This window comes from Flavihumibacter rivuli (assembly GCF_018595685.2).
Taxonomy (GTDB): Bacteria; Bacteroidota; Bacteroidia; order Chitinophagales; family Chitinophagaceae; genus Flavihumibacter; species Flavihumibacter rivuli.
Genome location: NZ_CP092334.1, coordinates 276,814 through 297,447, shown reverse-complemented (window position 1 = coordinate 297,447; position 20,634 = coordinate 276,814). Strand labels below are relative to the sequence as shown.

At 50.3% G+C, this 20,634-nt stretch carries 19 protein-coding genes and 1 tRNA gene; 11 read left to right on the top strand and 9 right to left on the bottom strand.

What is annotated here, in order from left to right; all coding sequences use genetic code 11:
- The first annotated feature begins 152 nt into the window (after nucleotides 1-152).
- The 3 genes from KJS94_RS01265 to KJS94_RS01255 all read left to right on the top strand — a co-directional run bounded on the left by KJS94_RS01265 (nucleotide 153) and on the right by KJS94_RS01255 (nucleotide 2,063).
- Nucleotides 153-593, top strand: a complete 441-nt coding sequence (locus KJS94_RS01265; RefSeq protein WP_214446946.1) for a DUF1573 domain-containing protein — start codon at nucleotides 153-155, stop codon at nucleotides 591-593.
- A gap of 18 nt (nucleotides 594-611) precedes the next feature.
- Complete coding sequence (locus tag KJS94_RS01260) at nucleotides 612-1,046, top strand: DUF1573 domain-containing protein (RefSeq protein WP_214446945.1); 435 nt, start codon at nucleotides 612-614, stop codon at nucleotides 1,044-1,046.
- 111 nt (nucleotides 1,047-1,157) lie between these two features.
- A complete protein-coding gene (locus tag KJS94_RS01255; protein ID WP_214446944.1) occupies nucleotides 1,158-2,063 on the top strand; it encodes a polyphosphate kinase 2 family protein in 906 nt (301 codons plus the stop codon).
- Between the two features lie 237 nt (nucleotides 2,064-2,300).
- Here the strand turns inward: KJS94_RS01255 and KJS94_RS01250 are convergent, their stop codons facing one another.
- The 5 genes from KJS94_RS01250 to aspA are packed head-to-tail and all read right to left on the bottom strand — an operon-like array spanning nucleotide 2,301 to nucleotide 8,122.
- A complete protein-coding gene (locus tag KJS94_RS01250; RefSeq protein WP_214446943.1) occupies nucleotides 2,301-3,083 on the bottom strand; it encodes a DUF2490 domain-containing protein in 783 nt (260 codons plus the stop codon).
- A gap of 7 nt (nucleotides 3,084-3,090) precedes the next feature.
- Entirely contained in the window at nucleotides 3,091-4,260 is a 1,170-nt protein-coding gene (locus KJS94_RS01245) for a porin (RefSeq protein ID WP_214446942.1), read from the bottom strand.
- 17 nt (nucleotides 4,261-4,277) lie between these two features.
- A complete protein-coding gene (locus KJS94_RS01240; protein WP_214446941.1) occupies nucleotides 4,278-5,630 on the bottom strand; it encodes an anaerobic C4-dicarboxylate transporter family protein in 1,353 nt (450 codons plus the stop codon).
- Between the two features lie 9 nt (nucleotides 5,631-5,639).
- On the bottom strand, nucleotides 5,640-6,689 hold the full coding sequence (locus KJS94_RS01235) for a type II asparaginase (protein WP_214446940.1): 1,050 nt from the start codon (nucleotides 6,687-6,689) through the stop codon (nucleotides 5,640-5,642).
- 20 nt (nucleotides 6,690-6,709) lie between these two features.
- A complete protein-coding gene (gene aspA, locus KJS94_RS01230; RefSeq protein ID WP_214446939.1) occupies nucleotides 6,710-8,122 on the bottom strand; it encodes an aspartate ammonia-lyase in 1,413 nt (470 codons plus the stop codon).
- A 366-nt stretch (nucleotides 8,123-8,488) separates the two neighbouring features.
- Between aspA and KJS94_RS01225 the strand changes: the two genes are divergently transcribed.
- Complete coding sequence (locus KJS94_RS01225) at nucleotides 8,489-9,685, top strand: pyridoxal phosphate-dependent aminotransferase (RefSeq protein ID WP_214446938.1); 1,197 nt, start codon at nucleotides 8,489-8,491, stop codon at nucleotides 9,683-9,685.
- A 785-nt stretch (nucleotides 9,686-10,470) separates the two neighbouring features.
- Nucleotides 10,471-10,544 (top strand) — tRNA-Met (locus KJS94_RS01220).
- A gap of 69 nt (nucleotides 10,545-10,613) precedes the next feature.
- Here KJS94_RS01220 and KJS94_RS01215 read toward each other — a convergent pair.
- Entirely contained in the window at nucleotides 10,614-11,318 is a 705-nt protein-coding gene (locus KJS94_RS01215; protein WP_214446937.1) for a GDSL-type esterase/lipase family protein, read from the bottom strand.
- A 488-nt stretch (nucleotides 11,319-11,806) separates the two neighbouring features.
- The gene (locus KJS94_RS01210; protein ID WP_239804242.1) at nucleotides 11,807-12,160 is read right to left on the bottom strand and encodes a winged helix-turn-helix transcriptional regulator; all 354 of its coding nucleotides are present in this window, start codon (nucleotides 12,158-12,160) and stop codon (nucleotides 11,807-11,809) included.
- A gap of 124 nt (nucleotides 12,161-12,284) precedes the next feature.
- Here KJS94_RS01210 and KJS94_RS01205 point away from each other — a divergent pair, with 124 nt between their 5' ends.
- The 4 genes from KJS94_RS01205 (at nucleotide 12,285) to KJS94_RS01190 (ending at nucleotide 15,539) form a co-directional block, all read left to right on the top strand.
- Entirely contained in the window at nucleotides 12,285-13,031 is a 747-nt protein-coding gene (locus KJS94_RS01205; RefSeq protein ID WP_214446936.1) for a type 1 glutamine amidotransferase domain-containing protein, read from the top strand.
- A 65-nt stretch (nucleotides 13,032-13,096) separates the two neighbouring features.
- Complete coding sequence (locus tag KJS94_RS01200; RefSeq protein WP_214446935.1) at nucleotides 13,097-13,861, top strand: DUF481 domain-containing protein; 765 nt, start codon at nucleotides 13,097-13,099, stop codon at nucleotides 13,859-13,861.
- A 2-nt stretch (nucleotides 13,862-13,863) separates the two neighbouring features.
- On the top strand, nucleotides 13,864-14,805 hold the full coding sequence (locus KJS94_RS01195; protein ID WP_214446934.1) for a bestrophin family protein: 942 nt from the start codon (nucleotides 13,864-13,866) through the stop codon (nucleotides 14,803-14,805).
- A 116-nt stretch (nucleotides 14,806-14,921) separates the two neighbouring features.
- Nucleotides 14,922-15,539, top strand: coding sequence for an NADPH-dependent F420 reductase (locus KJS94_RS01190; protein WP_214446933.1), 618 nt, complete (start codon nucleotides 14,922-14,924; stop codon nucleotides 15,537-15,539).
- A gap of 87 nt (nucleotides 15,540-15,626) precedes the next feature.
- Here KJS94_RS01190 and KJS94_RS01185 read toward each other — a convergent pair whose 3' ends face one another.
- Entirely contained in the window at nucleotides 15,627-16,037 is a 411-nt protein-coding gene (locus KJS94_RS01185; RefSeq protein ID WP_214446932.1) for a type II toxin-antitoxin system VapC family toxin, read from the bottom strand.
- A gap of 1 nt (nucleotide 16,038) precedes the next feature.
- Entirely contained in the window at nucleotides 16,039-16,287 is a 249-nt protein-coding gene (locus KJS94_RS01180; protein ID WP_214446931.1) for a DUF6364 family protein, read from the bottom strand.
- 196 nt (nucleotides 16,288-16,483) lie between these two features.
- On the opposite strand from KJS94_RS01180, the gene KJS94_RS01175 reads away from it, so the two are divergent.
- Both KJS94_RS01175 and dinB read left to right on the top strand, forming a co-directional pair.
- Entirely contained in the window at nucleotides 16,484-19,468 is a 2,985-nt protein-coding gene (locus tag KJS94_RS01175; RefSeq protein ID WP_214446930.1) for a DNA polymerase III subunit alpha, read from the top strand.
- A gap of 1 nt (nucleotide 19,469) precedes the next feature.
- The gene (dinB, locus tag KJS94_RS01170; protein WP_214446929.1) at nucleotides 19,470-20,633 is read left to right on the top strand and encodes a DNA polymerase IV; all 1,164 of its coding nucleotides are present in this window, start codon (nucleotides 19,470-19,472) and stop codon (nucleotides 20,631-20,633) included.
- Nucleotide 20,634: the final 1 nt, after the last annotated feature.

Below are 20,634 nucleotides of genomic sequence, written 5' to 3'. Positions count from 1 at the left end.
ATTAAACCTTTTTAATGGCCAGGGGTCAAAAATGTTATTAACAAGTTGATAACTGATTAAATTTCAATGTTTAACCAAAAGATTGTTATTTGTACCGGAAACAGGAGGGAAATTCAACACAATAGCTAAATTTGTTAAGCGTTAAGAGGCGTATGAAATTGAAAAGAGCCCTATTCTTACTTGGTTTCTGTACCGGCACCTTCATAGTGAAGGCGCAGCAACCTGCTGTTGCAAATGACCCATTGGGCATTGCTTCCACCCACGATTTTGGCAGGATCCAGCAAGGACGACCGGTCACCTACAGTTTCCCCCTTACCAATAACGGAAAGGACACCCTCAGGATAGAGAATGTGGCCGCAAGTTGTGGCTGTACCACCCCCCAGTGGTCAAGGGACCCGATCCTTCCCGGTGGCAAAAGCCTGTTGACGGTTGGCTACAATGCCGCAGCGGAAGGGGTTTTTGAGAAATCCATCACCCTGTACTACAATGGAGGGAAGACAAGGACGGTCTATATCAAGGGAGAAGTGACCAAGGCCACGCCCTCAGTTCCGGCAAACAATTCTGTTCAACTATTAAAACAAATCAATCAATAAATAATAAACTTGAATAGCATGAAAAAAATCATCTTATCCCTGTTCGCTGTGATCATCAGCGCCGCCTTATTCGCCCAGGCCAAGAAAGCCGATGAACTCGTAAAATTTGCAGAAACGAAATATAATTTTGGCAAGATCAAGCAGGGTGTTCCTGTAAACCATGAATTTGCCTTCACCAATATTTCCAACGCTCCTGTGGTGATCGAGAATGCAACTGCCAGCTGCGGTTGCACCACCCCGGTTTGGCCACAGCAGCCTGTTGCCGGCGGCAAGGGCAATAAGGTGACTGCTGGTTTCAATGCAGCAGCTCCTGGTCCTTTCGAAAAGACCATCTTCGTGAAAGTAGCCGGCACCCAACAACCCCTGGAACTGAAGATCATCGGTGAAGTGCTGACTGCAGAACAATATGCCAAATACGAAGCCGAAAAAGGCACCAAGAAATCCGGAAAATAATTACCCGTCATAATTCATTATCAACCGCCATCACCCAAAGGTTTTGGCGGTTTTTTATTGCCTTCGCCAATGACTGTGGTTTATTTAGTAACTTAAAGGAAATAGCTTCCTATGGACATAAAAGGATTCCTGCAATACCTCGACACACTCAAAGTACAACCCGGCACCAGCATCTCCCTCAAGAAGGATTTTGAAACGGATTATGACCATAAAATGCTGTCCAAGGAAGAAGGCGCGGAATTGCTGACCTGGGGTATCAATAGCCTGGCCGAAATGCAGGACAAACTTTATGCCCACAACCAGTACAATGTATTGATCGTACTGCAGGCAATGGATGCAGCCGGTAAGGACAGTGCCATCAAGCATGTGATGTCGGGACTTAATCCGCAAGGCGTCAATGTTACCAGCTTCAAGACCCCATCCTCAACGGAGTTGGACCATGACTATTTGTGGCGACACTACCTGGCCCTTCCGGCAAGGGGGAATATCGGCATCTTCAACCGTTCGCATTATGAGAATGTACTGGTCACCAGGGTTCATCCAGAGTACATACTGAACGAAAACCTGCCAAGCGTCAACAAGGTAGAGGATATCACAGAAGAGTTCTGGGAGAAGCGCTACAAGCAGATCAACCGCTTTGAAAAGACGCTTGCTGAAACGGGCACCGTGATCCTTAAATTCTTCCTGCATGTTTCGAAAAAGGAGCAGAAGAAAAGGTTCATCGAAAGATTGGATGACCCGACCAAGAACTGGAAATTCTCCCTTGGCGATATCGAGGAAAGGAAATACTGGAAGGAATACATGAAAGCCTATGAAGATGCCCTGAGCGCCACTTCCACCAAGTACGCACCTTGGTACGTACTACCCGCTGATGATAAGTGGTTCACCAGGCTCTGCCTCGCGGGTATCATTCACCAGGAATTTAAAAAACTGAATATCGACTACCCTTCCATTTCCCCCGAACAGAAAGCCAAACTGGAAGAAGCCAAAAAACGCCTGATGGCGGAAGAAGATTAAAATACCTTAACAGCTCATTATAAATAATTCCCAGCAGCAACTTCTCACGAAAGTCCCGCAGGGAATTATCATTTTCGTTTATTCATAGACGTAGGCCAAACATCTCATTCGCCGAAGCTTTAGTGTAGAAGGGCCGCCCCCTCCTAACGAGTCGAAAGGGCATCCACATCCCCACACCCCCACATCTTCTCATCTCCACATCCAACCCACCGAAGCAATAGCGAAGGCAGTTCCCGCTCATTCCCCTGTCTCCTCCAGCACAGACCTTTCATGATGGCGGATGGTCCAGTTGGGTGTATAGTAAAAGAACAGGCGAACCGTGTGGTTCTTATCGTATTGGTAACCGGAACTCTTCTGCTGGTACACCAGCATGTAACCGAAGTCCATGCTCATCACTTTCGACAGGTTTTGTTTCATACCAAGGAACAGGCGGTTCTGGTCGAAAGTATTGTACACAATGTCCTTCCCGAACTGCACCAGCAGTTCATCAGCCAGCACCAGGGAAGGTGCTTTGGGATTGCTGAATACCGGGAAGGTAAAACTCAACAGATACCTGACCCGGTTGGAAAAACCCCACTGGTCTGACTTCTCCCCATCGATCAATTTCTGGCGCCAACGCTGTTCATTCCTCAAGCGGTTCAATACACTAACCTTTCCCCATTTGCTGCTCACCTGTGCCTGCTGGTAGATCCTGTTCTCATTGGTGAACAGGAAATCATCTGCCGCCGCACTGGCCAGCCACATATGGCCATAGCCACCTACCAGCGTAAAATTCTTCTTCACCCAGTAATTGGCCCCGAATCGGATGAAATAAAAACTGGGATCCTTGATAAAGTCGTTCCGGCGGATATGAAGGTCACCCACTATGCCCCATTTATCAGAGACCCTGGCCAGGGTATTGATACTGGTCCAGAACTGCACCTGCTGGTTTACCTCCTTTTCTGCCTGCTGGGCAAATAAGGGAACTGTAATGACCAAACTGCTGTAAAGCAGGAACAGGAGTGTTATAACCTTCCTCATGTTGGTGCTAGAAGATTTTTAAAGGACTACTAAAACCTATACTGATGCGACTGGTATTCTTATCCACCGATGCAAAGTTCGTTTCTGCATACCCGGTGTAGTCATAGGAGCGCCATACATAGTTCAAAAAGAACTTCAGGTTCAGGTCATTGAAAGGCATATACTCAACAGTAGGAATAAGGCCCCATGAGGTCCTTAGCTTGCTATCTGCATTCGGGTCAGGATTACCATACCAATAGGCATCACTCACCATACCAACCAGGGAAAGATTTACCCTGGGATGAATGAGATAATCAAGTTTCAGCCAATGCTCTACATAGCGAACATCACTGGCCGCATAACTAAATATATCATCAGGAATAATCGAGGAAACGATGGTTTTCCTGTCAAGGTCCTCATCACTCCATTTGAAGTCATAGGTGGCCTGGAACTTTTCCAGGTTCAACTGGTTACCCAGCGCGATATAATGCATATACTTCCCGCTAGCCTCCTGGAACGCACTGTAACTCCAAAGGGTGGTGAACTTTTTTCCGCCAAAACTTCCCCTCCAGTTCAAAACAATTGCTGAAGGGAATTTCGCTTCCTCAACACCGGGCACCTGTCCATATAATTCATCGAAAGACTTGGTACGGGAATTCAACCATTGTACGGTAAAAGAATGCTGGTCATTTACCGCATAACTGGCCTGTACGCCGGTAAGGAAGTTATCAGCGTATTCCACAATATCGTTGTACTCATAGATATCAATGGGATTGAGATCGAATTCATAACCACCCCAGTCGGCACACATCTTACCTGCTGCGATACTCCATTTCTTACTTAGCTCAATACCGATATAGGCCATATCTGTGGAACGGCTCAGGTTATCCACCGACTGCGGCTCCACATCCCTGGTATAGCGATCGCGGAAGCGGAAGGAAACCTTCTCATGCACCTTACCCCTGATCTCCAGGCGAAACTGGTTCATGGCAAACCTGGACTCCGTATGTTTCCCGTCCTCAAATTCATTACGCTGGGCAAACTGCATATTGGCGATCATGTCAACATTCTTCAGCAGTTTAGCCTTATCAACAGGAATAATGGGCTTGAAATAATTGGTTGAGGTATCTGTTTGTTTTTGTGCCATGATAGCACCACCCAAACAGATACCCACTACTACTAATAATAGTTTTGGCATCCTTTCAAAATAAGCAGTTACAAAATAATTGAACCGATCAGGAAACCAACAGCTATGGCGGTGGAAACCGCTACCAGCCCCGGGATCATGAAACTGTGGTTGATCACATATTTCCCGATCTTGGTGGATCCTGTACGGTCAAAATTGATCGCTGCTAACAGAGTAGGATAACCAGGCAAAACAAAATCACTGTTCACCGCCGGGAATACGGCAATGAGTGTTGGATTAGCCAGTCCCAGCGTAAGCCCCAACGGCATCATGGTCTTGGTGGTAGAGGCCTGGCTGAACATCAGGGCACCCATCACAAATACGGCAATGGCGAAGGTCCAGGGCTGGGCCTGAACGATACCACCTAATGCATGCTTGAGTCCTGCTTCATTATGGGCCATAAAGGTGGAACTCATCCATACCACACCAAAGACGGAAACCACGGCTGCTGCCATGGAGGTGAACAAGCTGGCCTTTGTCACCTGGGCTGGTGTTGTTTTGGTAAGCAGCATCATGAAGGCGGCTGCGGACAAGGTAACCATTTCGATGATCGTTCCCATTTTCAGGGAACCATCAGCACGGACTGCGAAATTTTCCGCACCGGTGCCAACATTGGGAATAAGGGAAGGGAATGCCCCAAACATGATGATGAGCAGGATGGCAATGCCGAAGATCAAAACCGAAAGTTTTGCCCCCGGCTTTATCTCTTTTTCTGCAGACTGTTCACCTGATTTTCCTTTGCCTTCGATCCAGGCACGGAACTCGGGATCCTTCATGTGTTCCTGGAACTCGGGATCATCTTCCAGGTTCTTGCCCATGCGCATCACGGCAAATGCCCCCGCAAGGGTACCAATGATACCGGCAGGGATACAAACCTTCATGATATCGAGGGAAGCCCCGGGGTAAACGAGTATGGCAGCAAGCGCTGCCGTTGCCGCACTCATGGGGCTGCCTGTCAAGGCAAGGTGGGAAGCCACCACTGAAATACTCAATGGCCGCTCCGGCCTGATGCGCTTCTTGGCCGACACTTCCGAAATGATGGGCAATAGGGAATAAACGATATGGGCCGTTCCCGCAAAAAGGCAAAGGAAGAAGACCGTAAAGGGGGCTATAAACGTGATCTGCGAAGGGTTGCTGCGGATGATCTTTTCGGCTACCCCTACCAGGTAGTCGAGACCACCGGCCGCCTGTAAGGCAGCCGCAGTGGTAACAATTGCCAGGATGATCAGCATTACATCCAGGGGCGGGTCAGTCGGCCGCATTTTAAATAACAGCACGAAAATGAACAGGCCGATCATGCCCATCACGCCGAGCCCGATACCCTTCATCCGGGAACCAATCAGGATCATGGCCAGCAATATGATGAATTCTATCCAGACCATTACTCTTGTTTAAAATTTGAAGAAGATATCCTGCAATTCTTTTTGCTTCCTGGTCTTTGACAAAGCCAGCATGAGCAATACCCGTGCTTTTTGCGGATTCAGGTCATCTGAAACGATGGTACCCAATTCCTTGTCATTGATCTCATCTTCCAGCACCACCCTTCCGGAAGGGCAACGGGTAGAACGACAAACCACCACACCGGCCGCAACAGCGCGTTTCACCGCATCCATAAAGGCCTTGTTGAAATTGCCGTTACCCACGCCGGCGATCACGATCCCGTCAACTTTCTTGGAAACCAGGTAATCGATATAATCAGCAGGCGCATCGGCATACATGTACACTATTTCTACCCTTGGCAGTTTGGTATTGTTATCGATCTTGACCGGTGATGCAGGTGATACCTCACGTAGTGAAACGGAATAATATTCCACCTTACCGTCATATACCTGGCCGATCGGTCCGGTATTGGGGGAAGCAAAGGCGTTCACTTTTGTCGTGCTGATCTTGGTAACATCACGGGAATCAAAGATCCCTTCATTGAAGGATACCAGCACTCCCCTGCCAGCACTCTTAGGGTTAGCCGCCACGGTAATGGCATCATAAAGGTTCTTCGGGCCGTCGGCACTGATGGCCGTTGCAGGACGCATAGATCCGGTCAACACCACAGGATTGGGATAATTGATCGTCAGGTCAAGGAAATAGGCAGTCTCTTCCTGGGTATCCGTTCCATGGGTGATCACCACGGCATCAGCTTCCTTGTTCTTGAAAATATCATTAATGCGCACGGCCAGTTTCTTCCAGATCTCGATGGACATGTCCTGGCTGCCTACCGAAGCGATCTGCTCCCCGGAAATGTCAGCGATCTTTTTTGCAGCCGGAATAGAACTAAGCAGGTCATCTACATTCAGTTTTCCTGCAGTATAACCGGCACGGTCAGCCGCAGCACCTGTACCGGCAATGGTTCCACCTGTCGCAAGGATAATGATCTTCGGTTTGGTTTGCGCGCTGGTTATGAGCACCGAACAAACTGCTAGAATGAATACAACTATCTTTTTCATATTGTCCTGGTTTTAGGGTTTTACTGATTGATGAATTTGGGGTTGATCAGGTTCTCTATGGAATAGATCTCATCCCATTTGTCCTGCGTGATCAGTTTCCTTTCCTGCACCACGATCTGGTGTACCGATTTACCGGTCTTCAATGCTTCCTTGGCGATACTGGCCGATTCCTCATAACCCAATATGGGGTTCAGCTGCGTAACAATACCGATACTGTTCATCACCATCTCCCTGGTCCTTTCTACATTGGCGGTAATACCATCCACGCATTTGGTGCGCAGCATATGGCAGGCCTTGGTGATGTATTCGAGGGAGGTGAACAAACTGAATCCGATCACCGGTTCCATCACGTTCAATTGCAATTGACCGGCCTCTGCCGCCATGGTAATGGTAAGGTCAGCTCCGATCACATAGAAGCAGGTCTGGTTCATGGCTTCGGGGATAACCGGGTTTACCTTACCCGGCATGATGGAAGAACCCGGCTGCATGGGCGGCAGGTTGATCTCGTTCAAGCCGCAACGCGGACCGGAACTCAGGAGGCGAAGGTCATTGCAGATCTTGCTCAGTTTAACGGCACAACGCTTCATGGTGCCGCTCAACTGCACATAAGCGCCCGTATCATAAGTGGCTTCGATCAGGTCATGGGCCAGCACTACCGGTATGCCGCTGATCTGCTTCAGGTGGGCCACACATTTCTCGGCATAGCCCTGTGGAGCATTCACTCCGGTACCGATGGCAGTAGCACCCATATTCACTTCACGGATCAGGGATTGCACTTCCTGCATGCGCGAAACATCTTCACCAATGGTAGTGGCAAAGGCATTGAATTCCTGGCCCAGGGTCATGGGCACGGCATCCTGCAACTGGGTGCGTCCCATCTTCAGCACCTTGTCGAATTCCTTGCCCTTCTTCCCGAAGGACTCCTGCAATTGCTTCAGGGCATCTATGAATACATTGATCTTCAGGTAAAGTGCCAGCCGGAAAGCCGTGGGATAAGCGTCGTTGGTGGACTGGCTGCAGTTCACATGGTTATTGGGATGGAGGTGCTCATAAGCCCCTTTGGGATGGCCTAATTTTTCCAGGCCAATATTGGCGATCACTTCATTCACATTCATGTTGCAGGAAGTACCGGCACCGCCCTGGATCAGGTCGCTGATGAACTGGTCGAGGTATTTGCCGGCGATCAGTTCATCTGCAGCAAAACAAATGGCATCGGTCACTTCCTTGTTCAAAACGCCGCAATCATGGTTAGCCAGTGCTGCGGCCTTCTTCACATAACCAAAGGCCTTTATGAAAAGCGGCTCCTTGGAAATGGGAATCCCGGTGATATCGAAATTCTCCAGGGCCCTTAGGGTTTGCACCCCATAATATTTGTCATTAGGTATCTCCTTTTCGCCAAGGAAATCATGCTCTTTCCTGAATCCGGTAGTCATAAAGATTTTTTTGAGTAGTAATCGGGGATTAAAGTCAATATTCACCCTAAGCAGAGCCGCCCAATATTTGGTTTCCGTGGGTATGGAAGGATTGAAGAAACCCCCTCACCAAAAAAGGGATTTCCATACAATTTAGAGATATTAATAATATTAAATTGCGGACTTAACAGTTAAAAGGATGAGGAAGTTTAACCGGAAACACAGCATTTTCCAAATTTCCCCAGTAGTATTGACCAGGGAAAATGGCCCCTGGAATACGTCTAACTATTGGGAAGGATGAAATAGCCATTAACTGTCAGCCCTTGGGGCAATGCCATTCATGCAACAGTCCCTCCTTTCAAAACCTATATTCTTTAGCTTTGCGCCATGTTAACCATTAGTAAGCGTGGGCAGGCCATGCCTCCCTCCCCGATCAGAAAGCTTGTCCCCTATGCGGAAGCAGCCAAGAAGAAAGGCACGAAAGTGTACCACCTGAATATCGGCCAGCCCGACATTGAAACGCCCAAAGCCATGCTGGACGCGGTTCGCCATGCCGATTTCAAAGTACTGGAATACAGCCACAGCGCCGGTAACGAGAGCTACCGCCGCAAACTCGTAGAATATTACCATAAGGTTGGCATCACTGTCAACCACAACCAGATCATCGTCACCACCGGTGGTTCAGAAGCCATCCTCTTTGGCTTTATGGCCTGCCTTGACCCGGGCGATGAAGTGATCATCCCCGAACCCTTCTATGCCAATTACAATGGCTTCGCCGTTTCCGCCGGCGTGATCGTGAAACCCATCACCTCCCATATCGATAACGGCTTTGCCCTGCCGCCCATCGAGGAATTTGAGAAGGCCATCACGCCCAAAACCAAGGCCATTGTGGTGTGCAACCCCAACAACCCCACTGGTTACCTCTACAGCAGGGAAGAAATGGAAGTGCTGAAGCAGATCATCCAGAAGCATAACCTCTTCCTGTTTGCGGATGAGGCCTATCGTGAGTTCTGCTATGCAGGCGAGCATTTCAGCGCCATGCAGCTGGAAGGCGTGGACAACCATGTGGTGTTGATGGATACCATCTCGAAGCGCTACAGCGCCTGTGGCGCCAGGATCGGCGCCTTTGTTACCCGTAACCAGGAATTGCTGGATGCTGCCATGAAATTTGCGCAGGCCAGGCTGAGCCCTCCCGGCTTTGCCCAGATCGCAGCCGAAGCGGCCATCGACCTGCCCGACAATTATTTTGATGCCACCAAGGCAGAGTACCAGAAGCGCAGGGATGTGCTGGTGAGCCGCCTGAATGCGATGCCCGGCGTATTCTGCCCGAACCCCGGCGGCGCCTTCTATGCCATGGCCAAGCTGCCCATTGACGATGCCGACAGGTTCTGCCAGTGGCTGCTGGAATCATTTAGTTATGAGGGCCAGACCGTGATGCTGGCACCGGCAACCGGCTTCTATGGCACCCCCGGACTGGGCAAGCAGGAAGTTCGCTTGGCCTATGTGTTGAATGCGGAAGCGATCAATGCGGCCATGGATGTGCTGGAGAAGGCATTGGAAGCCTATCCCGGCAAACTAGCCTGATCGGTGCGCTTTTTTAGGGGTTTTCGCAATACAGCAAAGAAAGATTCTTTTAAACCCCATCGGGGTCTCCCGGAGGGGACCCCGATGTCTTTTTTATGGCCCTACAATTGGCAACTACTTTCAAATAAACCCTGGTAATTACTCAATCCATTCTACACCCACGTACCGCGGATCTTTTTACCTCAGCAGGGTCTCCCGCAGGGGACCCTGATGAATGGTTGGGTGAATATTCATCGGGGAATCTTGAAGAGTACCACTATGGATTGAAATGATTTGGCTCCCCGTCGCCCCCGTTGTGTCTTATGACCAACGGGTAGTTGGAAGATGAGCTTAGCTATTGGATATATAAACTATTTCTCCTTTTATACATCGGGGTCCCCTTCGGGAGACCCCGCTGGGGTTAAAATAAATGCGGGTACACCGTAGCTCCCGGAGAGGACCCCGATGTATTTTTTATGGCCCTACAATTGGCAACTATTTTCAAATAGACCCTGGTAATTACTTAATCCATTCTCTCCCCACGTACCGCGGATCTTAATTTAAAGATTTGGTAACCCGTCCAACCCTTTCCCCCAACCCGGAATACTTCAATTTTGCCCAGTGCCTGAACCCAACAGATCATCACCAGCTTTAATATAATGCCCACTAAGGGGGTATGCAAGCAATCGTTGAGGCCTTCCGTTTCCACGGAAGGCATTTTCTTTGTAGCGCAATGCGCTCACCAGAAAAAATTCTAAAAATCTTTTCATCATTTCCCCTCCATTCTCTATTTTTGCGTCCCGTTTGGCGAGGTAGCTCAGTTGGTTAGAGCGTCGGATTCATAACCCGGAGGTCACGGGTTCAACTCCCGTCCTCGCTACAAATACAAAGCCCGCTCATTGAGCGGGTTTTTTTTATACTTTGCAATTCACTTCTTCGAACAATCAAGTTATTGTTTTAAATAAGGCATCAACTCTTTCAACCACACTTCGTAACCATCAGCATTAAGATGAAGAAAATCCCCAGGATGATACTTTTCATTCAAGCCATTCTCATCACCTAGTTTTGAAAAGACATCAACGTAGACCGCATCATTCTGCTCGGCTGCCTTACGATAGAATTCATTGGTTTTGATGATCAAGGGAGACAAGGGCTGTTTGGTGCCTTGCACCAGGTTTGAGGTCGGGAAAATACTATTGATTACAACTTTAATTGAAGGCTGCAACGACTTTGCAACCCTTATCAACTGAACAATTTTTTCATTAAGATATTCAGGCGATTTCCCTTTTGCAAGATCATTAATACCTACTTCTATTATCAATGTTCTGGTACTATCGGAAATAACATCAGGAAGCCTATTGATCACCCCCTGGATCACATCACTTCCTATACCCCTGTTTTTCACATTAGGGTTACCACATGCCTCTGCCCATTCGAAATATTGGACATGACTATTGCCGATGATTACGACCTGGTTGTTGTGGTTCGGGAGTCGCTTTAACAGTGCATCGCGTTGTAACCTAAAACTTACTGTTTCCCAATCGGGATTGGCATACTCTTTAACTTTTCTTGAAGCAATTTCTGAAACTCGCTTGTAGTTCCAGCTAATAAAAATGAGGTTGATTAATAATGAAAGGGCTAATAATACTCTCACGGCTAAGGTTTTTGGACTACAAAAATATCATGGGGCCATTTTCCCTAAAATACCCTATTCGTGCTAGTTAAATTTTTTACCGCCGAAATTTTGAATTTTACAACATGTATGGATTATTTTCCGTGAAAACACGAATCTAATCTTATCATGAACAATTGGTCAAAACGCTGAAAAAACATTAATCCAAAACTTTTAATACCAAGAATTACTCTTTGGTAAACTCCCTGCAAAACCGCCCTCAACAATCCCAAGGCCATTGGGTATTTCCCATAATTAAACCTCTCTCAACAAAATATCACCGAAGGAGCTCCGTTTTTTACCTGTGTGAAATTGCCGGACAGGCAGGACAAGTTTTCATAGAAAGTGTACCAAAAAGGGTCAATGGAGTTAAATCCACTGACCCTTTTTATTACTTATGGCTGCCTGCCGCCAATCTTTGATCCTGTTGAAAAAAGGATATACTAACCCCAATACCTAAACGCCCTTTATCATTTCTTCTCGATGTGTAAGCCAAACTCCTCCATCAGGTGAATACCGTACTCCCGTATGGTATGGATGATCCTGATGGACTCCTGCCCCCTCGGGGTCAGGGAATATTCTACCTTGGGCGGCACCACGGGATACACTTTTCGCTCTACAAAACCCTCGGCCTCCAATTCCCTCAAGGCCTGGGTCAGCATCTTATGCGTCACCTTGGGCATGGTCTTTTTCAATTCCCCATACCGCAGCGTCTTGTCCTTCAGGCGCCACAGGATAGGCATCTTCCACACCCCACCGATCCTGTCCATGGCAAATTCTACCGGGTTATAGTACACTTTGCCGTTATAAATGAACTCAGGCATTCCTTAATAATTTGATTTTCAAGATACTTTCCTAAAAGGAAGTATTATACTTATGAGATACAATAATCTTTTTGGGAATGTATGCGCCAAATTTACCAAAAGAAACAACTAAAACTTTATCACCATGAGCGCAGCTATCAACACCCTCGATGCAGGCAAACCCAAAAGGATCGCCCTTATCGCCGCCAATGCTTCTACCAGCCAGCAAACCGGATGGCCTATCGGCTTCTGGTGGGCCGAACTTACCCATCCCTATTGGGAATTCAGGGAGAAAGGCTATGCGGTAGATATCTTCTCCCCCGAAGGTGGCGCCCTGCAGGCCGACGGCTTCAGTGACCCCGAACACGAGAGCGGCTATTCCGCCCACGACCTGGTCTCCCTTGGGTTCAAACACTCCCCCTCCCATGCCCAACTGTTGGAACAAACCCGTCCCATCAGCGAGATCAATATCAACGACTACGATGGTGTTTTCCTGACCGGCGGCCAGAGCCCCATGTACACTTTTATCAACAATACGGCACTGCACCAGTTAGTGGCCAGGTTCCATGAAGCAAAGAAGGCCGTGGGCATCGTTTGCCATGCCACCTGCGTATTGCTGAAGGCTACCGGCAGCGATGGCAAACTGCTGGTGGAAGGCAAGACCTGGACCGGCTTCGCCGATAGCGAAGAGCAGTTCGCCGACAATTTCGTAGGCATGAAGATCCAGCCCTTCTGGATCGAGACGGAAGCCAAAAAGATCCCCAACACCAATTTCATCACCGGCGGGCTGTTCAAGCCCTTCGCCGTGCGCGATGGCAACCTCATCACCGGCCAGCAGCAATACAGCGGTGCCGCTACTGCCAGGCTGATGATCGAAGCATTGGGCGTATGATACAGGACAGCGGAACACATTAGCCGGTGTTCCGCTGCCTTCCCTTCCCAACATTACTAACAGTAATGACTAAACGCATTTTATTCATACTGATCCTGTTCCTTCCCCTGGTGTCTGCAGCACAGCTCACCGAGACGGACACCCTGCCATTCGGTTACCGCTTAACGGCCAATGGCTCCTGGATCACGGGGAATGTGGAAAGGTTATTGCTCATCGGCACGGCCGACCTCTATACCGTTCACGAGCAATGGGCCTTCCGAACGGCCAACACCTACCAATACGGCACCATCGCTAAGAACCTTACCGAGAACGACCTCTTCTCCAGGAACTTCTTCTACCTCCATCCCCGCCAACGCTTCTATCCCTACCTCATGGCCTGGGTAGAAACCAATAAAAGAAGGGAGATCGCCCTGCGTTACCAATACGGCCCGGGCATCAGCTGGGCGGCATTATCGAAGCAGGACAACCAGCTCAAGCTATCCTTCACCCTCACCTATGAGAGCGCCGAATACAGTCGGAACAATTTCGGGAACAGCCGCTACGACAATGACCCCTTCATTGAAACCTTCAGGGGAACGATAAGGGTATATGGCCAGCACCGGTTACTGAACAACAAACTCAAGTTCAGGTATGAATGCTGGGGACAGCAGTCCTTCGAGGACCGCCAAAATTATCGCCTGCATGGCGAATTTGCCCTGGAACTTCCCCTTACCAGCATGACCTCCTTCAGGGTGGGTTATAACTACAACTACGAGAGCATAGTATTGGAGGGGATCAAGAAAAGGGATGGCTTCCTGCTCTTCGGGATCGCCGTCGCAAACTTTAAATAACGATGATCATTAAACGAAATTTCAGTCCCATCAGGGTCTGGCAATACACCCGGCAGCCCATGAGCTTTATCCTGTTCTGGTCAATAGCCGTCTGGGCCCTTTACCAATGGACCGGCAGCAAGACCATGGCCCTCAATTTCACCCCAGCAGGCGTAATGGGTTCAGCACTGGCCATCTTCATTGCCTTCCGCAACAACTCGGCCTATAGCCGTTGGTGGGAAGCCAGAACCATCTGGGGCAGCATCATCAACAACAGCCGCATCCTGGCAAGGCAGGTCATCTCCAACACCGCCAATGCCATCGCCACAGGCAAGGCCAGTGAAGCAACAGTCCGCGGCTTCCAACAGGAACTGCTCTACCGCCAGGCAGCATTTGCCCATGCCCTGAGGTTGCACCTGCGCCAACAGGATGCATGGGAAGAACTGAAGGCTTTATTGCCGGAAGAAGAATACCAGGAGCTATTGACCAAACAGAACAAGCCCAACCACCTGCTGCTGGTGCAGGGCAACCGCATCAAGGAAGGGATGCGCCTGGAACTGCTGGGCCCATTCGACAATATCAGCATGGAACCCACACTGGGAGGCTTCTCCAATTTCCAGTGCAGTTGCGAACGCATCAAGAACACGCCCCTGCCGAGGCAATACGACTTCTTCACCAGGGTATTCGTATATGTATTCGCTCTCCTGCTGCCCTTCAGCCTGCTGGGCTTTTTTGTGCAGAACAATACCGACCTTAGCTGGCTCATCATTCCACTCAGCCTCATCATTGCCGGCGTATTCGTGATCATGGAAAGAACGGGAGCCGCCAATGAGGATCCCTTTGAGAACAAGGTGACCGATATCCCGCTTACCGCGCTCTGCAATACCATTGAGCGCGACCTGAAAGAAATGCTGGGGGAAGCATTACCCGCGAAAACCGAACCCGAAAAAGGCTACCTATTCTGATCCATGCCACAGATCAACCTGATACCAACCATCTGCATCAAAGCCTTCCATGAAGGCTCGATCGCTATTTATTTTATCCCGGAAAAGATCATTCACGATAAAAAACAGGAACAATCATGAACATTGCCATCATCGGCACCGGTAATGTAGGCGGTGCCTTAGCAACCAAATGGGCCCAGGCTGGCCATCGCATTTTTCTCGGTGTGAACGACATTGCCAACTTCAAGGGCAAGGACCTGCTCAGCAATCCCCATACCACCGTGCACCCCATCGCGGAAGCTGTGACAGCCGCAGAAGTAGTGCTGCTGGCCACACCGGCCACTGCGGCCATTGAAGTGGCCCGCTCCCTGGGCGACACCTCAGGTAAGGTCATCATCGATGCCATGAACATCGTAATGGGCAGGGGACCCGAAGGGTTTGTCACCACCACCGATGCCATCCTGGCCCATACCGCCAGTCGCGATGTGGTGAAATGCTTCAACACCACCGGCTTCAACAATATGATCGACACGCGCTACGGCAACGAACGGATCGATGCCTTTGTAGCGGGGGACTCTGAAAAGGGAAAGGCCGCAGCCACACAACTGGCCCTGGATGCCGGTTTCGGCGCCTGCTACAATGTGGGTGGCAACGACAAGTTCCAGCTGATGGAGCAGTTTGCTTTCTTCTGGATCAACCTGGCCATGTTCCAGGGTCAGGGCCGCGAGATCGGTTTCAAGCTGATGAAGCGCTAAGCAGGGGAAATGATGACGGGGAATTGCCTGGTATAGTTAGGGTGCTCAAAGATTGCAGCACACTGTCCGGTTGGGCAGTGTGCTTCTTTACATGCTTTTCAAATAAGACTCGGCTGTATGTACGGCTATTTTTGCCGCTTTATAATCCTTTACATTACGGGTTAGCAGGTTTTTGATACCATTCTCAATGGCCGTGAAATATTGAATAGCATCCTCAAAATCCCGGAACGCAGAGCTTAAGGCCAATTCAATGATCTTATCATCAACAGCAAGCACTTTTACCAATACCTTGAACCGGGATAAAATCCTCCTGCTCTCCGATGGACTGTATTGCCGCGACAATAAATAGTTCAGATTGCTGAATGAAAGCAAGGAGATATAAATGGCTATTTTCCCTTTATCTGCAAGACTAAACAGGGATGCCGCAAATGAATAATGAGGTTCACGTTGTGCCAGGAGATCAAGGGCTATGCCAGTGTCAATAAATACCTTCTCCATGCTATTTGTACTTATTGGCCAGGTAATCCCCATACTGCTTTCTATGATCTTCCTTACCACCCATCTTCAATACGCCCGAAAGGCTCTTTACCAATGGCGTGATTTCATTTTCCTGATCCTTACCCTTTGAGGTCACACTCACCAAATAGTTTTCAATAAGATGCGACAATGACGTGTTTCTCTTGCGGGCATATTTCTTAGCCTCTTCAACTACATCCTTATCGATCGAAAGTGTCAGCTTTGTGTCCATGAGTTTAATATACGTATGTTTATTTAAATTTACTACGTATTGCACCGTTAATTTTTTGAGGATGCCTGCCGGCATTTTACCCATAATTGATCCTGCTCAACAATATTAACAGGCAGGAATGGCCATCCTGCTGGTATCCAAAATAATCACGAAATACTAAATTTTTTAGTATTTTTACTCCCCCAATCAACTCGCCATGTACCTCAATTGTAAAACCTATTTCAGTCTGCGTTACGGCACTTTCGGCACCGAAGAGCTGGTGAACGAAGGGGCCGAACTGGGTGTTACGGCCATGGCCCTCACCAATATCAATGCGACCACCGATGCCTGGGACTTCTATAAATATTGCACGGAAAGATCCATCAAACCCATACTGGGAGCGGAGATCAGGAACGACAACCAATGCTGCTACCTCCTGCTGGCGGTCCACCTCGAGGGCTTCAGCCGCATCAACACCTTCCTCTCCCACCACCTGCAGGCGGGCCTTCCCTTCCCCGCGCACCTGCAGGACCATTACCTGACGGAGGCCGATTCCGGGGTCTTCGTCATTTACCCCATGGACAAGCTGCCCCCTGCTGCCTTGCGGCCTAACGAATACATCGGGGTCCAGCCGGCCCATATTGCTAAATTATTTAGCTTCCCGGTAAGCACTTACCAGCACAAGCTGGTGGTCCAGCAACCCGTCACCTTCCGCGACAAGCGCCATTTCAACGCACACCGCCTGTTGCGGGCCATCGACCAGAACACCCTGCTGTCGAAGCTCGATCCCGCCACCCAGGCTGCCGCCAACGAAACCTTCCTGTCGCCCGCGAAGATCCTGGAGGCCTTCACCCGCTACCCTTTCATCATCACCAATACCTACCAGCTGATCGACCGCTGCCAGCTGGCGCTCGACTTCCACAGCGACAAGAACAAGAAGGTCTTTAGTGCCACTGCTGAAGACGACCGCATCCTGCTGGCCAAGCTGGCGCATGATGGCTGTATCGCGCGCTATGGCAAGCGCAACAAAACAGCGCGCGAGCGGGTGAACAAGGAACTGGCCATCATCGACCAGCTGGGCTTCAACGCCTATTTCCTGATCACCTGGGACATCATCCGCTATGCGCAAAGCCGCGGCTATTATTATGTAGGAAGGGGCAGCGGCGCCAATTCCATCGTGGCCTATTGCCTGCAGATCACCGATGTGGACCCCATTGAACTCGACCTTTACTTCGAACGCTTCCTCAATCCCTACCGGACCTCGCCGCCCGATTTCGACATCGACTTCTCCTGGCTGGACCGCGACGATGTGATCGACTATGTCTTCAAGCGCTATGGCCGCAGGCAGGTGGCCCTGCTCGGCATGGTCACCACTTTCCAGTACAATGCCCTGGTGCGCGAACTGGGAAAGGTATTCGGGCTGCCCAAGGCCGAGATCGACCAACTGTCGGTGAAAGGCTACTACTCGCGCAGCACGGCCTTCGGGGCAAAGAAAGGGGAAGACCATATCCAGGACCTGGTGCTGCAATACGGCCGCCTGCTGATGAATTTCCCCAACCACCTCAGCATCCACCCGGGAGGCATGCTCATCAGCGAAGCGCCCATCACCACCTATACAGCCGTGCACATGCCGCCCAAGGGTTTTCCCACCACGCAGATCGACATGTTCGTTGCCGAACAGGTGGGACTGTACAAACTGGATATCCTCAGCCAGCGCGGGCTGGGCCATATCAAGGAATCGCTTAGGCTTGTCCGTGAGAACCAGCAGGTCAGTGTGAACATCCACGACATCGAGCAGTTCAAGAAAGATGCGAAAGTGCGGGAGCAGATCAGGACAGTGAACACCATCGGCTGCTTCTATATCGAAAGCCCGGCCATGCGCCAGCTCCTGCGCAAGCTGGAATGCGATGACTACATCACGCTGGTGGCGGCGAGTTCCATCATCCGGCCCGGCGTATCCAGCAGCGGCATGATGAAAGCCTATATCCAGCGTTACCATCATCCCGACTCATTCGACTATATCCACCCCGTGATGAAGGAACTGCTGCAGGAGACCTATGGCGTAATGGTGTACCAGGAAGACGTGATCAAGGTGGCCCACCATTTTGCGGGTCTCGACATGGGTGAAGCGGATATCCTGCGCCGGGCCATGAGTGGCAAGTACCGCGGCAACAAGGAGATGCTGCGCATCCGCGACAAGTTCTTCACCAACTGCAGTGAGAAAGGCTATCCCGATGAGATCACGAAGGAAGTATGGCGGCAGATCGAAAGTTTCAGCGGCTATAGTTTTTCGAAGGCCCACTCCGCATCCTTTGCCGTGGAAAGCTACCAGAGCCTTTTCCTGAAGACCTATTACCCGAAGGAGTTCATGGTGGCGGTGATCAACAATTTCGGCGGCTTCTACAGCCGTGAACTTTACTTCTACGAACTGCACAAGACAGGCGCGGCCATCCACCTGCCCTGTGTCAACAACAGCGACTGGCTTACCAATATCAAAGGCAATGAGGTGTACGTGGGTTTCATCCATGTGAAGTCGCTGGAAGAAGAGATGATCCTGCAGCTGCTGGAAGAAAGGAAAAGGAATGGCCCTTTCCTGCACCTGCAGGATTTCATTGAACGCACGCAGGTGGGTCGGGAAACATTGAACCTGCTCATCCGCATCAACGCCTTGCGTTTCACCGGCCGCAGCAAGAAGCAATTGCTCTGGGAAGCCAACTTCCTGCAATCGAGGCAACACGCAACCACAGCGGTTGGCAACAAGCTCTTCCAGGAACCGGCAATGGAGTTCACCCTTCCCGACCTTCCCGTACATGAGATGGATGACCTCTATGACCAGGTGGAACTGATGGGCTTTACCCTTTACTCGCCCTTCCCCCTGGTGGATGATGACCCGGCGCAATATGTAGCGGCAAAGGATATGAGCCGGTACAAGCATGAACGCATCACCATGCTGGGCTACCTGGTCACCTATAAACCGGTACGAACGGTAAAGGGCGAGACCATGTGCTTCGGCACCTTCATCGACCATGAACTCAACTGGATCGATACGGTGCATTTCCCGGATAGCCTTGCCCGTTACCCTTTGTCAGGCACAGGCTTCTACCGGCTCACGGGGAAGGTGGTGGAGGAATTCGGGGTATACAACCTGGAAGTGGAGCAGTTGGAGAAACCCGGTTACAAACCAAGAAGAAACAAGGAATAAGATGACAGCCAAGGCAGAACGACATATCACCCATCTGGACCTCGATGCATTCTTTGTATCGGTGGAATGCCTGAAGAATACGGCACTGAAAGGCAAGCCCCTGATCGTCGGCGGCTCCGGCGACCGCGGCGTGGTGGCGGCCTGCAGCTACGAAGCACGCAAGTTCGGCATCCACAGCGCCATGCCCATGAAACTGGCGCGGCGGCTTTGTCCGCATGCCCTCATCATCAGCGGCGATATGGAGAGCTACAGCAAATACTCAAAGCTGGTGACCGAGATCATTGCCGACAGCGTGCCACTGTTCGAGAAATCATCCATCGATGAATTCTATATCGACCTCAGCGGCATGGATAAATTCTTCGGCTGCAGCAAGTTCACGGCGGAGCTGAAGCAGAAGATCATGAAGGAAAGCGGCCTGCCCATTTCCTATGCGCTGGCCAGCAATAAACTGGTGAGCAAGGTGGGTACCAATGAAGTGAAACCCAATGGCCAGCTGGTGATCCCCTTTGGCGAAGAACGTTCCTTCCTCGCCCCGCTTGCGATCAACAAGATACCCGGCATTGGCAAAGAGACCGCGCACCTCCTGATCCAGATGGGCGTGGAGACCGTCCGCACCCTCAGCGAGATCCCGATGCAGATGCTGCACAACCTGCTGGGCAAGAACGGCATTGAATTATGGAAACGTTCACAGGGCATTGATGAATCACCGGTTGTGCCTTACCGTGAACAGAAGTCCATTTCCACCGAACAGACCTTCCCTACGGACACCATTGACGTGAACTTCCTGCATGGCGAACTGGTGCGCATGACCGAAAGCATCGGTTTCCAGTTGAGGGAGCAGAACAAGCTGACAGGCTGCGTGACCGTGAAGTTGCGCTATGCCAATTTTGATACGGTGACCAGGCAATGCAGCATCCCCTATACCGCTGCGGACCATATCCTGCTGCAAACCGCGAAGGAACTGTTCTTCAAGCTCTACGACAGGCGCATGCTGGTACGCTTGCTGGGCATCCGCTTCACGCAGCTGATCCCGGGCAATTACCAGCTCAACCTCTTCGACAGCACGCAGGAAATGGTACGCCTCTACCAGGCCATCGACAGCGTAAAGCACCGCTTCGGCGAAAGCTCCGTGATCAGGGCAAGGGGAGGGAGGGCGGGGATGTGAT

Coding starts and splice junctions, on each gene's coding strand:
- aspA (WP_214446939.1), bottom strand. CDS start 8,122: ATGACTACCGGATTCAGGAAAGAGCATGATTTCCTTGGCGAAAAGGAG.
- KJS94_RS01190 (WP_214446933.1), top strand. CDS start 14,922: ATGAACATTGCCATCATCGGCACCGGTAATGTAGGCGGTGCCTTAGCA.
- KJS94_RS01240 (WP_214446941.1), bottom strand. CDS start 5,630: ATGGTCTGGATAGAATTCATCATATTGCTGGCCATGATCCTGATTGGT.
- KJS94_RS01180 (WP_214446931.1), bottom strand. CDS start 16,287: ATGGACACAAAGCTGACACTTTCGATCGATAAGGATGTAGTTGAAGAG.
- KJS94_RS01225 (WP_214446938.1), top strand. CDS start 8,489: ATGTTAACCATTAGTAAGCGTGGGCAGGCCATGCCTCCCTCCCCGATC.
- KJS94_RS01200 (WP_214446935.1), top strand. CDS start 13,097: ATGACTAAACGCATTTTATTCATACTGATCCTGTTCCTTCCCCTGGTG.
- KJS94_RS01255 (WP_214446944.1), top strand. CDS start 1,158: ATGGACATAAAAGGATTCCTGCAATACCTCGACACACTCAAAGTACAA.
- KJS94_RS01175 (WP_214446930.1), top strand. CDS start 16,484: ATGTACCTCAATTGTAAAACCTATTTCAGTCTGCGTTACGGCACTTTC.
- KJS94_RS01185 (WP_214446932.1), bottom strand. CDS start 16,037: ATGGAGAAGGTATTTATTGACACTGGCATAGCCCTTGATCTCCTGGCA.
- KJS94_RS01205 (WP_214446936.1), top strand. CDS start 12,285: ATGAGCGCAGCTATCAACACCCTCGATGCAGGCAAACCCAAAAGGATC.
- KJS94_RS01235 (WP_214446940.1), bottom strand. CDS start 6,689: ATGAAAAAGATAGTTGTATTCATTCTAGCAGTTTGTTCGGTGCTCATA.
- KJS94_RS01250 (WP_214446943.1), bottom strand. CDS start 3,083: ATGAGGAAGGTTATAACACTCCTGTTCCTGCTTTACAGCAGTTTGGTC.
- KJS94_RS01265 (WP_214446946.1), top strand. CDS start 153: ATGAAATTGAAAAGAGCCCTATTCTTACTTGGTTTCTGTACCGGCACC.
- KJS94_RS01260 (WP_214446945.1), top strand. CDS start 612: ATGAAAAAAATCATCTTATCCCTGTTCGCTGTGATCATCAGCGCCGCC.
- KJS94_RS01210 (WP_239804242.1), bottom strand. CDS start 12,160: ATGCCTGAGTTCATTTATAACGGCAAAGTGTACTATAACCCGGTAGAA.
- KJS94_RS01195 (WP_214446934.1), top strand. CDS start 13,864: ATGATCATTAAACGAAATTTCAGTCCCATCAGGGTCTGGCAATACACC.
- dinB (WP_214446929.1), top strand. CDS start 19,470: ATGACAGCCAAGGCAGAACGACATATCACCCATCTGGACCTCGATGCA.
- KJS94_RS01245 (WP_214446942.1), bottom strand. CDS start 4,260: ATGCCAAAACTATTATTAGTAGTAGTGGGTATCTGTTTGGGTGGTGCT.